General features: G+C 61.2%; 17 protein-coding genes. 5 read left to right on the top strand and 12 right to left on the bottom strand.

Annotation, left to right across the window (positions count from 1 at the left end; translation table 11 throughout):
- Positions 1 to 92: 92 nt before the first annotated feature.
- The 6 genes from AC19YT_RS02735 to ffh form a co-directional block, all read right to left on the bottom strand.
- Positions 93 to 506, bottom strand: a complete 414-nt coding sequence (locus AC19YT_RS02735) for an acyl-CoA thioesterase (protein WP_095106282.1) — start codon at positions 504 to 506, stop codon at positions 93 to 95.
- An 82-nt stretch (positions 507 to 588) separates the two neighbouring features.
- Positions 589 to 939 (bottom strand): 50S ribosomal protein L19, encoded by a 351-nt coding sequence (gene rplS, locus AC19YT_RS02730; protein ID WP_003175895.1) that lies wholly within the window; start codon positions 937 to 939, stop codon positions 589 to 591.
- A gap of 45 nt (positions 940 to 984) precedes the next feature.
- Positions 985 to 1737: a tRNA (guanosine(37)-N1)-methyltransferase TrmD gene (gene trmD, locus AC19YT_RS02725; protein ID WP_500598182.1), complete on the bottom strand. Its 753-nt coding sequence runs from the start codon at positions 1735 to 1737 to the stop codon at positions 985 to 987.
- A gap of 2 nt (positions 1738 to 1739) precedes the next feature.
- Positions 1740 to 2276, bottom strand: coding sequence for a ribosome maturation factor RimM (gene rimM, locus AC19YT_RS02720; protein WP_095106280.1), 537 nt, complete (start codon positions 2274 to 2276; stop codon positions 1740 to 1742).
- 5 nt (positions 2277 to 2281) lie between these two features.
- A complete protein-coding gene (gene rpsP / locus AC19YT_RS02715) occupies positions 2282 to 2533 on the bottom strand; it encodes a 30S ribosomal protein S16 (RefSeq protein ID WP_007944872.1) in 252 nt (83 codons plus the stop codon).
- A 250-nt stretch (positions 2534 to 2783) separates the two neighbouring features.
- A complete protein-coding gene (gene ffh / locus AC19YT_RS02710; RefSeq protein WP_095106278.1) occupies positions 2784 to 4160 on the bottom strand; it encodes a signal recognition particle protein in 1377 nt (458 codons plus the stop codon).
- A 209-nt stretch (positions 4161 to 4369) separates the two neighbouring features.
- Here ffh and AC19YT_RS02705 point away from each other — a divergent pair, with 209 nt between their 5' ends.
- The 3 genes from AC19YT_RS02705 to AC19YT_RS02695 all read left to right on the top strand — a co-directional run bounded on the left by AC19YT_RS02705 (position 4370) and on the right by AC19YT_RS02695 (position 7978).
- Positions 4370 to 5182, top strand: a complete 813-nt coding sequence (locus AC19YT_RS02705) for a cytochrome C assembly family protein (protein WP_095106277.1) — start codon at positions 4370 to 4372, stop codon at positions 5180 to 5182.
- 12 nt (positions 5183 to 5194) lie between these two features.
- Positions 5195 to 6421: an HlyC/CorC family transporter gene (locus AC19YT_RS02700; RefSeq protein ID WP_500598180.1), complete on the top strand. Its 1227-nt coding sequence runs from the start codon at positions 5195 to 5197 to the stop codon at positions 6419 to 6421.
- A 240-nt stretch (positions 6422 to 6661) separates the two neighbouring features.
- Positions 6662 to 7978 (top strand): MFS transporter, encoded by a 1317-nt coding sequence (locus AC19YT_RS02695; protein WP_500609671.1) that lies wholly within the window; start codon positions 6662 to 6664, stop codon positions 7976 to 7978.
- An 80-nt stretch (positions 7979 to 8058) separates the two neighbouring features.
- Here AC19YT_RS02695 and purT read toward each other — a convergent pair whose 3' ends face one another.
- The 5 genes from purT to AC19YT_RS02670 form a co-directional block, all read right to left on the bottom strand.
- Complete coding sequence (gene purT / locus AC19YT_RS02690; RefSeq protein WP_095106271.1) at positions 8059 to 9240, bottom strand: formate-dependent phosphoribosylglycinamide formyltransferase; 1182 nt, start codon at positions 9238 to 9240, stop codon at positions 8059 to 8061.
- A 99-nt stretch (positions 9241 to 9339) separates the two neighbouring features.
- Complete coding sequence (locus AC19YT_RS02685; protein ID WP_095106269.1) at positions 9340 to 9807, bottom strand: VUT family protein; 468 nt, start codon at positions 9805 to 9807, stop codon at positions 9340 to 9342.
- A gap of 100 nt (positions 9808 to 9907) precedes the next feature.
- Positions 9908 to 10123 (bottom strand): DUF1289 domain-containing protein, encoded by a 216-nt coding sequence (locus AC19YT_RS02680; protein ID WP_095106267.1) that lies wholly within the window; start codon positions 10121 to 10123, stop codon positions 9908 to 9910.
- A complete protein-coding gene (locus AC19YT_RS02675; RefSeq protein ID WP_500609670.1) occupies positions 10120 to 10644 on the bottom strand; it encodes a gamma carbonic anhydrase family protein in 525 nt (174 codons plus the stop codon). The genes AC19YT_RS02680 and AC19YT_RS02675 overlap by 4 nt, the downstream gene beginning before the upstream one ends.
- A gap of 42 nt (positions 10645 to 10686) precedes the next feature.
- Positions 10687 to 11286, bottom strand: coding sequence for a CoA pyrophosphatase (locus AC19YT_RS02670; protein WP_095106263.1), 600 nt, complete (start codon positions 11284 to 11286; stop codon positions 10687 to 10689).
- A gap of 149 nt (positions 11287 to 11435) precedes the next feature.
- Here AC19YT_RS02670 and AC19YT_RS02665 point away from each other — a divergent pair, with 149 nt between their 5' ends.
- Both AC19YT_RS02665 and AC19YT_RS02660 read left to right on the top strand, forming a co-directional pair.
- Entirely contained in the window at positions 11436 to 11987 is a 552-nt protein-coding gene (locus tag AC19YT_RS02665; protein WP_500598175.1) for an NUDIX hydrolase, read from the top strand.
- Positions 11988 to 12020: 33 nt separating this feature from the next.
- Positions 12021 to 12524: a L,D-transpeptidase family protein gene (locus tag AC19YT_RS02660; protein ID WP_095106261.1), complete on the top strand. Its 504-nt coding sequence runs from the start codon at positions 12021 to 12023 to the stop codon at positions 12522 to 12524.
- A 75-nt stretch (positions 12525 to 12599) separates the two neighbouring features.
- On the opposite strand, the gene AC19YT_RS02655 is transcribed toward AC19YT_RS02660, so the two are convergent.
- Complete coding sequence (locus tag AC19YT_RS02655) at positions 12600 to 12911, bottom strand: YqfO family protein (protein ID WP_095106259.1); 312 nt, start codon at positions 12909 to 12911, stop codon at positions 12600 to 12602.
- Between the last annotated feature and the right edge of the window lie 4 nt (positions 12912 to 12915).

The raw sequence follows: 12915 nt of genomic DNA, 5'->3' as shown, positions 1-12915 counted from the left end.
AATCACAACGGGGGCCGGCTACAAAAAAGACGACCGATAGTAATTGGCCGCTAGTCTTTCACAGCCCGCCCTATTCACAAAGCAGAGGCCCCTCAGTCAGCGAACCCGGGCAAGACGGGAACCGGGCGCTTGGCTTCGTCGATGGCGACAAAGCTGAACAAACCGTGGATAGCCTTCTCGCGGCCGTCGCAACTCATGCTTTCGACGAAAACTTCGACTTCTACCTTGAGGCTGGTGTTGCCCACTTTAATCACGCGCCCGATCAACTCAACGATGGAGCCAGCGGGGATGGCGTGATTGAAGTCGATGCGGTCCGTAGACACTGTCACCAGGGGCAAACGGCAAAAACGGGTGGCGGTAATGAACGACACCTCATCCATCCATGCCAAGGCGGTGCCGCCGAACAGGGTGTTGTGGTGGTTGGTGGTGGGCGGGAACACGGCTTTGGTGACGTGGGTGACACTCAGGTCGGTGCGACGCTGGATTTCTTCGAGGCGGGTGGTCATGGGCAAGGGCCTGGATCGGTTTTATGACGGGCAACAAAAAAGCAGCCCGTAGGCTGCTTTTTTCTGCATCGGGAAGCTGGACTTAAGCCAGTTTTTCCTTGATGCGAGCTGCTTTGCCCGACAGGTCGCGCAGGTAGTACAGCTTGGCTTTACGAACATCACCGCGACGCTTGACAGCCATGCTGTCGATTTGCGGGCTGTAGGTTTGGAAAGTACGTTCCACGCCAACACCGTTGGAGATTTTACGAACAGTGAAAGCACTGTTCACACCACGGTTACGCTTGGCGATTACAACGCCCTCGAACGCTTGCAGACGCGAACGGTCGCCTTCCTTCACTTTCACCTGAACGACAATGGTGTCGCCCGGGGCAAAGGTTGGGATCTCTTTGGTCATCTGCTCTGCTTCGAGTGCAAGGATGATTTTGTTAGTCATGCTGTGCTCCTAAGGCAAGTCGTCGGACTTACCATCGATACGTTGTTAACTATCGTCCCGCTCGCGGATGTATTCCTCGAGCAGCTTCTTCTCTTCTCCAGAAAGCGAGCGGCTTTCCAGAAGATCGACGCGTCGTTCATAGGTCCGACCAAGGGACTGCTGTAAACGCCAACGCCGGATGTGTGCGTGATTGCCACTTAGCAATACGTCGGGAACACGCTGATCCGCATACACCTCCGGTCGGGTGTAGTGCGGGCAATCCAGCAAACCATCCGTGAAGGAGTCTTCCTCCGCGGAGTCCGCATGCCCTAAAGCTCCGGGCAGCAGTCGTGTAACCGCATCTATCAGGACCATCGCCGGCAGCTCACCGCCAGACAGGACATAGTCCCCAATCGACCACTCTTCATCGACATGAGCCTCAATAAAGCGCTCGTCAATGCCTTCATAGCGGCCGGCAATCAGGATTAGTGCTTCCTCATTCGCCAGTTCGCGTACCGCCGACTGTTTCAGCTGGCGGCCTTGGGGTGACAGGTAAATTACCTTCGCCGCCTCCCCGGCTGCGGCCTTGGCCTGGACCAGGGCGTCTTCCAGGGGTTTGATCTTCATCACCATGCCCGGGCCACCGCCAAATGGGCGATCGTCCACAGTGTGATGTCGATCTGTGGTGTAGTCTCGCGGATTCCAACAGGTAAGCTGCAACAGCCCCTGTTTCACCGCGCGGCTGGTTATGCCGTACTCGCTGATGGCGGAAAACATCTCGGGAAACAGACTAATAACTTCTACGCGCAGGCTCGCCACGACTAGAAATCCGCGTCCCAATCCACCTTCATCTCACCCGCTGCCAGGTCGACGGCCAACACGCATTGCTCGGTATAGGGCAACAGGCGTTCGCGATCATCCAGGCTGCCAGCGCAAGGCTTGACCACCATTACATCATTGGCGCCGGTTTCCAGAAGATGATCGATTTTTCCCAGCAGTTGCCCGTGAGTATCGATGACCTTCAGACCTTCCAGCTGGTACCAGTAGTACTCGCCGTCGGTCAATTCAGGGAACAGGTTGCGCGGCACGCAGATCTCATAACCGGCCAGAAGACGCGCTTCTTCACGATCATCGAGACCCTTGAGCTTTGCGACCAGGAACTTGTCGTTCCCGCGTCCGCTGACCAGCTCGACCTGTTTGACGCTGCCTTCGCGCTTGAGCGTCCAGGTTTTGTATTCCAACAGGTTTTTAATCGGATCAGTAAAGGAGTAGACCTTCACTTCGCCGCGAACGCCGTGAACAGAATAAATCTTGCCGATAACGATCAAATCATCAGCTGCATCTGGCGTCGCGTTCATATTGCTCAGGCCGCAGCCTTAGCAGCGTCCTTGAGCAACTGAGCAACACGCTCAGAAGGTTGTGCACCAACGCTCAGCCAGTAGGCTACGCGCTCTTGGTTCACGGACAGACGAACTTCTTGACCACGAGCAACAGGGTTGAAGAAACCAACCTGTTCCTTGTGCGAACCGTCGCGCGGGTTGCGGCTGTCGGTTACGGTCAAGTGGTAAAACGGGCGCTTTTTGGAGCCGCCAAGGGCAAGACGGATTGTTAGCATGTGAAGATCGTTCCTGTAGTCGGTGCTGCAAATCTAAATGCACAGCGGGCATAGGTGCCCGAAAGGCCGCATATTCTAAGGAATATCCGGACTTTTGCAAATGTCTTTTTCCGGCACCTACTCAGCGCGCCATTCAGATCTGCTATAGAGCCGTCGTTCAAAACGGCAAGTCAGCGCCCGCCAATGACGGGTTTGCTGGAGATCCCGCGTCCCCGCGGGAAACGCCGGCATGGCTGCCGACGCGGATTCTTTACATTTTCGGCATACCGCCGCCGGGCAACATACCGCCCATGCCGCGCATCATTTTGGCCATGCCGCCTTTGGCCGAGAACTTTTTCATCATCTTCTGCATCTGCTTGTGCTGCTTAATCAAGCGCCCGATGTCCTGCACCTGGGTGCCGGAGCCCATGGCGATCCGACGCTTGCGCGAGCCACTGATAAGTTCAGGGTCGCGGCGCTCGGCCGGGGTCATGGAGTTGATGATGGCTTCCATCTGCTTGAACTGCTTTTCTGCCGCACCCTGGGCGTTGCCCATTTGCGCCAGGTTGACGCCGCCGATGTTCGGCAACTTGTCCATCAGGCCGCCGAGGCCGCCCATGTTCTTCATCTGCTGCAATTGGTCGCGGAAGTCTTCGAGATCGAAGCCTTTGCCCTTCTTCAGTTTCTTGGCCAGCTTATCGGCCTTGTCCTTGTCGAGGGTCTGTTCGGCCTGCTCGATAAGGCTGAGCACGTCGCCCATGCCCAGGATGCGCGAGGCGATCCGCTCGGGGTGGAACGGTTCGAGCGCTTCGCTCTTCTCGCCCATACCGATGAACTTGATCGGCTTGCCAGTAATGGCGCGCACCGACAGCGCGGCGCCGCCACGGGCATCGCCGTCGACCTTGGTCAGGATTACGCCGGTCAACGGCAGCGCATCGCCAAAGGCCTTCGCCGTGTTGGCGGCGTCCTGGCCGGTCATGGCATCGACCACGAACAGGGTTTCAACCGGGTTGATCGCCGCGTGCAAGGCCTTGATCTCGCCCATCATCTCTTCGTCGATGTGCAGGCGGCCGGCGGTATCGACGATAACCACGTCGATGAATTTCAGTTTTGCTTCTTTAATAGCTGCTTGCGCAATCTCGACCGGCTTCTGGCTCAGGTCGGAAGGGAAGAAGGTCACACCCACTTCGCCAGCCAGCATTTCCAGCTGCTTGATCGCCGCCGGGCGGTAGATGTCGGCGGACACCACCATCACCGACTTCTTCTTGCGCTCCTTAAGGAAGCGCGCCAGTTTGCCGGCGGTGGTGGTCTTGCCCGCACCCTGCAGGCCGGCCATCAACACCACGGCAGGTGGCACGGCGCTCAGGTTCAGGTCTTCGTTGGCCGCGCCCATGAGGCTTTCGAGTTCGGCCTGGACGATCTTCACGAAGGCCTGGCCCGGCGTCAGGCTACGCGACACCTCGGTGCCGACTGCGCGTTCCTTGACCGAATTGACGAAGTCCTTGACCACCGGCAGGGCGACGTCGGCTTCGAGCAACGCCATGCGCACTTCGCGCAGGGTGTCTTTGATATTGTCCTCGGTCAGCTTGGCCTTGCCGGTGACATGGCGCAGCGTCTGCGAGAGACGGTCGGTTAAGTTTTCAAACATGCGCGATCCTTTCAGGCCCTATGTAGACCGGGGGTAATGGCGGCCCAGCCCGTGAAAAACGTACGCTAGGCGAGCCTGCGGCGTGGGCAGGGCGCGGATTATAGCGAAGACTTGGCCTGGCGCCCACCTCGCTGTCTGCTTGCATGGTCTTTCGTGCCTAGGGGTTCTATGCCAAACTCATCGGCTTTCGGGCTTGCCTAACAGGATTTATGCTCCCCTTGTCACCCAGTTTGCTCACCACACTCGCCGCCGCCTGTTTATACGCCGCTGCGACTCTCTATCAAGGCTCGCGCCTGGCAACCGGTGCCAAGGCGAACAAGCGCCTGCTGATCGGGCTTGGCATCCTTGCCATCCTGGCTCACAGTGCCAGCCTCTTCACCCACCTGTTGACGCCTGTCGGCCTGGGCCTGGACTTTTTCAGCGCCGCCAGCCTGATCGCCGCCGCCGTGATCGCCCTGACGCTGCTGGCCTGTTCGCGCATCCCGGTGGAGAACCTGCTGCTGTTGCTGTTCCCCCTGGGGATGGCCACGGTGCTGCTGGCGCAGTTCGCCCCGGCCGGTACGGTGCAGATCATCAATGAGGCGCCGGGCATCCTGGCGCACATCCTACTGTCGATCCTGGCCTACGGCATGTTCACCATCGCCGTGTTCCAGGCCTTGCTGTTGCTGTTGCAAGACCATCAGCTCAAGCACAAGCACCCGTCCGGCCTCATCAAGAACTTCCCGCCGCTGCAAACCATGGAAAGCCTGCTGTTCGGCTTCCTCTGGGCCGGTTGGGCCCTCCTGTCGGCTTCGCTGATTTCCGGTTGGCTGTTCGTCGAGAACCTGTTCGCCCAGCACCTGGTGCACAAAACCTTGCTGGCGTGCCTGGCCTGGATCGTGTTCAGCGTGTTGCTGTGGGGCCGCACACGCCTGGGATGGCGTGGGCACAAGGCGATCCGCTGGACCCTCGCTGGCTTCTGCCTGCTGATGTTGGCCTACTTCGGCAGCAAGCTGGTTCGCGAATACATCCTGCATATCTGACGAGCCGCGATCATGGATAACCTGGCCCAGGGCCCGCTGCTTGCCGTACTGCTCCTGTTGGTGCTGTGGTCGGGGTTGTTCACCGCCATCGAAGTCGCCCAACAACAGCTACTGGCCCGACGCCAGGCTTCGCGCGGCGGCGATAAACCGCTGGCGCGCCTGAGTTTCCCCCGCGAAAGCCTGATCCTGTGCAACACCCTGAGCCGAGTGCTGGCAGCCATCATCACCACACTGCTGGCCCTGCACCTATGGCAGGAAAACGGCCCCTGGCTCGCCTGCCTGATCGTTACCAGCCTGCTGCTGGTAGTAGCCGAATACCTGCCCCGCACCCTCGCCGCCCGTTACCCAGAGGCCATTCTCGGCTTCGGCAATACCTTACTGGGCGCGCCGTTGAAGCTGCTCTACCCGCTGGCCTGGCTACTCAACGGTGCGGCGCACCTGCTGGCGCGCCCGTTTGTCCGACGCCCCGGCGCAGTCAAGCAGAGCGACGATGCACCACCGCCCCACGATGAACACGCTGACGCCGATCATCCGGCCAACCGCCCGCACCTGCTGTCGGGCATCCACGCGCTGGACAACATCACCGTCAATGACATCCTGGTGCCGCGCAGCGACGTAGACGGCATCAACCTCGACGACCCGATCGAAGCGATCATCGAGCAACTCAAGGCCTCCAAGCGCACGCGCCTGCCGGTGTTCCACAGCGATATCAACCAGGTCGAGGCGGTGCTCAACACCCGCCAGATCCGCCATCTGCTGGCCGACGCCAGCCTGACCAAGGACGCCTTGCTGGCAGCCTGTCACGAGCCATACTTCGTGCCCGAAAGCACGCCCCTACAATTGCAGTTGCTCAATTTTCACAAGCAACAGCGGCGCCTAGGCATGGTGGTGGACGAATACGGCGAAGTGCTGGGCATTGTCACCCTGGAAGACATCCTCGAAGAAATCGTCGGCGAATTTGAAAACGAACAAAACCTCGATAACCCGCATATCCAGCCCCAGCCGGATGGGCGCCTGGTGATCGACGGCGCAGCCTCGATCCGCGAGCTGAACAAGAGCCTGGGCTGGCATCTGCCTTGCGATGGCCCGAAAACCCTCAACGGCCTGGTCACCGAAGCATTGGAGACCATTCCCGAGAGCGCGGTGTGCCTGAAAATCGGCCGCTATCGCTTGGAAATCCTCGAAACCGAGGACAATCGCGTCAGCCGCGTGCTGATCTGGCCGACAAAAGCGCTGTAGCGGCGCAAAGCCCCGCGCCCGGCCCTTGCTGGATCGTTAGGCCCCTTCCTATAATCGACCCCGCTTACCCAAGCCCCGCCGTACCGCGTGCTATCCGCACCTGCCGGTCCCCGGCCCCGCTCCACCGCGTCTTGACGGTGCGCGCTCCCATCCCGAGCCAAGCCTGCGCAGCCCTGATCCCTGGGTGTTCGACCATAATAATTCGCTCCAACGGAGCCTAAGACTGTCAGGGATATCCGCATGACCACCAGCACGACCATGAGTGACGCCGCACCTGTTGCGCCGACCAACTCGGCCACCCGCGTGGCCACCGCCAGTTTCATTGGCACCGCCATCGAGTTCTATGACTTCTACGTCTACGCCACCGCCGCCGCGCTGGTGATCGGCCCAGTGTTCTTTCCCCAGACCTCCGGCACCGCACAGATGCTGTCGGCGTTCCTGACCTTCGGTATCGCTTTCCTCGCCCGCCCTCTGGGTTCGGCGCTGTTCGGCCATTTTGGCGACCGTATCGGGCGTAAATCCACCCTGGTGGCGTCGTTACTGCTGATGGGCGTGTGCACCACCCTGATTGGCGTCTTGCCCGGCTACGCCACCATTGGCGCCTGGGCGCCGATCCTGCTGTGCGTGCTGCGTTTCGGCCAGGGCCTGGGGCTGGGCGGGGAATGGGGCGGCGCCGCATTGCTGGCCACGGAAAATGCGCCCAAAGGCAAGCGCGCCTGGTTCGGCATGTTCCCGCAACTGGGGCCTTCGATCGGCTTCCTCGCAGCCAACGGCCTGTTTCTGACGCTGGCCATGACCCTGGACGACGAACAGTTCCGCTCCTGGGGCTGGCGCATTCCATTCCTGCTCAGTGCCGCGCTGGTGATGGTCGGCCTGTATGTGCGCCTGAAACTGCACGAAACCCCGGTGTTCGCCAACACCGTCGCCCGCCAGGAGCGGGTAAAGATGCCGCTGGTTGAGCTGTTCAGCCAATACTGGGCCCCGACCCTGCTGGGCGCCGCCGCGATGGTGGTGTGCTATGCGCTGTTCTACATCTCAACGGTGTTCTCCCTGAGCTACGGGGTTTCCACCCTGGGCTACAGCCGGGAAACCTTCCTCGGCCTGTTGTGCTTTGCCGTGTTGTTCATGGCCGCCGCCACGCCGCTTTCCGCCTGGGCCAGCGACCGTTATGGGCGCAAACCGGTGCTGATTGTCGGCGGCGTGCTGGCGATATTGTCGGGGTTTCTCATGGAGCCGCTGTTGACCCAAGGCTCGACCTGGGGCGTAGCACTGTTCCTGTGCATCGAGCTGTTCCTGATGGGCGTGACCTTCGCACCCATGGGCGCCCTGCTGCCAGAGCTGTTTCCTACCCACGTGCGCTACACCGGCGCGTCGGCGGCCTATAACTTGGGCGGTATTGTCGGCGCCTCGGCGGCACCGTTCTTCGCCCAGAAACTGGTGGCCATGGGCGGTTTGAGTTGGGTCGGCGGGTACGTCTCGGCGGCAGCGGTGCTCAGCCTGGTGGCGGTGCTGTGCCTGAAGGAAACGCGGCATAACGATTTGAATCGGGTGGTTTGACACCAGCGCATCGCGGGCAAGCCCGCCCCACAGTGCGGTTCACTGTGGGAACGCACTTGCCCGCGATAAAAGCGCCCCGATTACAGCTCTACAACCACTGCTTGGGCAGCGCGTGTAGCTTTGGCGCGGGCCGCTTCGATGGACTCGTCCCGCGCCAGGGCCACGCCCATGCGGCGCTGGCCGTTGACTTCAGGTTTGCCGAACAGGCGCAACGCCGTGTCCGGCTCGCTCAGGGCCTGGCCCAGATTGGCGAACGCGGTCTGGGTCGATTGCCCTTCGACCAGAATCACTGCCGACGCCGAAGGCCCGAACTGACGGATCAGCGGGATCGGTAGGCCCAGGATCGCCCGTGCATGCAGGGCAAACTGCGACAAGTCCTGGGAAATCAGAGTCACCAGGCCGGTGTCGTGGGGGCGCGGCGAGACTTCGCTGAACCACACCTGATCGCCCTTGATGAACAATTCCACGCCAAACAGGCCACGCCCGCCCAGGGCTTCGGTGACCGCCTTGGCGACCCGCTCGGACTCGGCCAGGGCAATCGGGCTCATGGCTTGCGGCTGCCAGGATTCCTGGTAATCGCCCTTCTCCTGGCGGTGGCCCACCGGCGCGCAGAACATGGTGCCGCCCACGTGGCGCACAGTCAGCAAGGTGATTTCGTAGTCGAAGTCGATAAAGCCTTCGATAATCACCCGACCCTTGCCCGCACGGCCGCCTTCTTGGGCGTAGTCCCAGGCTTTTTGCACGTCATCGGCGCTGCGCAACAGGCTCTGGCCCTTGCCCGAAGAACTCATGACCGGTTTGACCACACAGGGGAAACCCAGGTCCTGCACGGCCTTGCGGTAGTCTTCGACGGTGTCGGCAAAGTGGTAAGGCGAGGTCGGCAGGTCCAGCTCTTCGGCGGCCAGGCGCCGGATGCCTTCGCGGTTCATGGTCAGGGAGGTGGCGCGCGCGGTAGGGATCACGGTGAAGCCTTCGGCCTCCAGCTCCACCAGGGTCGCGGTGGCAATGGCTTCGATCTCGGGCACGATGAAGTGCGGCTTTTCGGCCTCGATCACTGCCCGCAACGCGGCGCCATCGAGCATGTTGATAACGTGGCTGCGATGGGCCACCTGCATCGCCGGCGCGTTGGCGTAGCGGTCCACGGCGATCACTTCAACGCCCAGGCGTTGCAGCTCGATGACCACTTCCTTGCCCAATTCGCCGCAACCACACAGCAAAACGCGGGTCGCGGTTGGCGACAATGGAGTTCCGATACGGGTCATTTCAGGTCCTCAAAGGAGCAGATCATCGAGGGACGCACGCCGGGCGCGCTTCCCGTGGGGAGAAAGCGCGGCATTTTACATGAACCGCGACACTTGGCCTCAGTTGGCGACCGGGTTGCGGCGTAAACGCCAAGCCATGGCCAGCCACACCACCGTCACGCCGGCGAACTTGGAACCCAGGGCGGTGAGCACCACACCGGGGGTGAGCGCGCCGATCAGGCCGAAGAAGATAAAGGTATCGAGTGGAATGCTCAGGGCCGAGCTGATCCACAAGCGGTCGTGCAGCGGGCGTTTGGTGATGCTGAACACCAGCCAGTCGATGCATTCGGAGACCGCGAACGCCGTGGCGCTGGCCAGGGCAATGGAAGGGTCGGACGTCAGGTACGAGAGCACCAGCGCCGCCAGCATGGCGATGATTGCGCCGTGGCCGAAGCGGGTCTGCACCATGTCGCGCAGCACAAACACCAGGCCACCCCAGGCAGACCAGATGATGTCCAGGTGCGGCGCGGTGGAAAAGGCGTAGTTAATCAGCACGACACTGCTGATATAGGCAATCAGGAAGAGCATGGGGCGAGGGACCTGTGAACAAGGCGCACAGGGTACTGCACAATTAAAATGATGTCGTCTTGGATATCGTTATCGCGGGCAAGCCCGCTGCTGCGCCGGCTCAGGCACCCGAGCGCCCCGGAATCATCCACAGCCGCCCATTCGCCTTCGCCCGCTCATGGCACACGCCCAGCACCCTACGGCGCTCGGCGTTGTCCATGCGGCTCCATCGGGTGATTTCGTCGACATTGCGCTGGCAACCGGTGCAAATATCCTGCTCGTCCAGGGCGCAGATACTGACGCAGGGCGAGGCTACCGGGCGTTCGCTGGCGGTCATGGTTCCTGCTCGGCCAGGTCGCGGGCGTAGCGCTGGGCGTTATGCACATAGTGCGCGGCGCTGGCCTGGAGCATGTTCTTTTGCGCTTCGGTCAACTCGCGCACCACTTTGCCTGGCGAGCCCATGACCAGCGAACCATCGGGGATTTCCTTGCCTTCACCGATCAGCGAGTTGGCGCCGATGATGCAGTGCTTGCCGATCTTGGCACCGTTGAGGATCACCGCGTTGATGCCGATCAGGCTGTAGTCGCCCACCGTGCAGCCGTGGAGCATGGCGTTGTGGCCGATAGTGACGCCGGTGCCGATCGTCAGCGGGAAGCCCATGTCGGTGTGCATCACCGTGCCATCCTGCACATTGCTGTCCTTGCCGATCAGGATCAGCTCGTTGTCCCCACGCAGCACTGCGTTGAACCAGACGTTGGCGCCCTCCTCCAGCTTGACCTTGCCCACCAGCGTGGCGTTCGGCGCAACCCAGCTCTGGGGGTGGGTTTGGACAAGGGCATCGCCCAAGCGGTATTTCATCAGGTAATCCTCACGGCTCACGGCGCCATACGAGCGATGGCTTCAAATATTGATAAAGCTCTTGGGGGGGTGGTGCAGGCTGATCTTCGCGTCATAGAGCAAATTAACCAACTCGACGATCATGATCGCGGTCAGGCCCCAGATCTTGTACTCGCCAAAGCGGTAGCTGGGCACATACCAACTGCGGCCCTGGTAGTCGATGCGGTGGGTGTGCTCACGCGGGTCCTGGCGGAAAAACTCCAGAGGCACGCTGAACACGGCCGCGATCTCGGCGTCATTGGCGCGGTATTCGACGAAGTCGGGAACCACCCCGACAAAAGGCGTGACACGGATGCCATGCAAGGAAATCAGTGGGCTGAGGGGCCCGATCACTTCCACCAGGCCCGGCGGCAGGCCGATTTCTTCTTCGGCCTCACGCAGGGCGGTGAACACTAGGTCCGGGTCTTCCGGGTCGCGGCGCCCACCGGGAAAGGCCACTTCGCCACCATGGGTCGAGAGGCCGCTGGCGCGCAGGGTCAGCACCAGCTCCGGCTCGTCGCTGCGAGTGATGGGCACCAGCACCGCGGCTTCGGGAAAACGCCGGTCGGTTTCCAGGGTGCGCGGGGTGTGGTTGCTTACACGGTGAAGTAGCTCGTCCAGCATGAGTCATCTCGATCTGTTGGCTACTGGGCATCATGCACCAAAGGAATCACTCGCCCAACCCCAAAAAACCCGGCATGTCGCTTAACGACAACTTGCAGGCAAGCGACCCGCCACGCCAAGATAGCCGCAGCCTTTTCGGAAGCCCCCGTATGAATTTTTGCAGCCAGTGCGGTCACCCGGTTACCCAGCGCATTCCCGATGGCGACTCACGCCTGCGTTTTGTCTGCGATCACTGCCAGACCATTCACTACCAGAACCCCAACATCGTCGCCGGGTGCCTGCCCACCTGGGGCACGCAAGTGCTGTTGTGCCGCCGCGCCATCGAACCGCGCCTGGGTTACTGGACGTTGCCGGCCGGGTTCATGGAAAACGGCGAGACCGTACAGCAGGCCGCCGAACGCGAAACCGCCGAGGAAGCCTGCGCCCGCGTGCGCAACCTGAGCCTCTACACCTTGATCGATGTGCCTCATATCAGCCAGGTGCATGTGTTCTTTCGCGCCGAGCTGGCCGACCCGGATTTCGCCGCGGGCATCGAGAGCCTGGAAGTGCGGCTGTTCGAGGAGGCCGACATCCCTTGGTCAGAGCTGGCTTTCCGCACCGTGGGGCGTACCCTAGAATGCTTTTTCGCTGACCGCCGCGCGGGCCTCTACCCAGTGCGCAGCGAATCCATACCGCCGCTGGCCCAGCCTGCGATCACTTAAAACAACAACACCGTACCTTGGGAAATCGTTTCAATGCGCTGGTTGCTTGCACTGCTCTGCCTCTCTGTCATGGCTGTATCCCAGGCCTCCCCGATGGGAACCCTGGACGGCAAAATCATCGAAAAAGTGCTGGTGCTCAAATCGGCCCATCAACTGCAACTGATAAACGATGGCAAACCGCTCAAGACCTACCGCATCTCCCTGGGCAAGAAACCCAAGGGCCCCAAGCTGATGGAAGGCGACAAACGCACCCCCGAGGGCTTCTATTGGCTGGATTGGCGCAAAACCAGCGACCGCTTCAACCTGGCCATGCACATTTCCTACCCCAACATCACCGACGCCGCCCGCGCCCGCCGCGAAGGCGTACCGCCAGGCGGAATGATAATGATCCACGGCACCCCGGACTCCGAGGAATACCCGGAGGACTACTTCCACACCCTGGACTGGACCGACGGCTGCATTGCCATGCGTAACGTTGACATGCGCGAAGTGTGGGGCCTGGTCAAGGACGGCACGATGATTGAAATCCGGCCGTGAGCCTTTGGGCCCGCCCACAAAAAACCCGCTGACCGTTTCCGGTTCAGCGGGTTTTTCATTTGAGCGGCCCAGGAGTCAGAAATCCTCCAACCGCCACACTTCATAGGCTGGGGTTTCGTAGGGGTGGCTGAGTTTGAGGGCCGCGACGGCGGCCACTATCGACTCATTTGCCACCACCAACTCGACTCGCCATTCCTCTACCTGCTCGACCTCGCCGGTTTGCCCGAGGAACGGCTGGCTGCCGTCCAAAGGGCGGAACTGGCCAAACCCGAGCACCTGCCAGGCGCACTGGTCGTAGGCGCCGATCCGTCCGCCACCGGCGGCGAATACGGCACTTTTGACCTGCTCCACGTGGCTGGGCGGAACGAAGAAGGCGAGTTTGTACACGGCC

The sequence above is a fragment of the Pseudomonas sp. MF08875 genome (assembly GCF_059862525.1).
Note: the sequence above shows the minus strand (reverse complement) of the source record. Positions and strands in the feature narration are given on the sequence as shown.